The following is a 283-nucleotide window of genomic DNA, read 5'->3' as shown; positions in this document are numbered from 1 at the left end:
GCGCGCTCGCGAGACCGCCCGTGCCGCAGGCGAGGCGTTCCCCAGGACCGGGGACCTGTCCAAGCTGCTGATCACCGAGGCGAAGAAGACCGACGAGCGCGCCTGGCTCGGCGGGGTGTCCGCCGTGGTGCTGCAACAGTCCCTGAGGGACCTGGACACGGCGTACCGGAACTTCTTCGACGCTCTGAAGGGGAAGCGCCCGCGCATGGGCGCACCCCGTTTCAAGTCCCGCAAGGACAACCGGCAGGCCGTACGGTTCACCGCCAACGCCCGCTGGAAGATC

At 69.3% G+C, this 283-nt stretch carries 1 pseudogene; it reads left to right on the top strand.

The annotated features are described in order from the left end of the window. Positions 1-283: pseudogene (locus tag IH09_RS36300) on the top strand (RNA-guided endonuclease TnpB family protein); the annotation flags it as partial.

The organism is Streptomyces celluloflavus (assembly GCA_000720995.1).
Lineage (GTDB): Bacteria > Actinomycetota > Actinomycetes > Streptomycetales > Streptomycetaceae > Streptomyces > Streptomyces celluloflavus.
The sequence above is the reverse complement of the archived record's forward strand: the minus strand, read 5'-3'. Positions and strand labels throughout refer to the sequence as shown.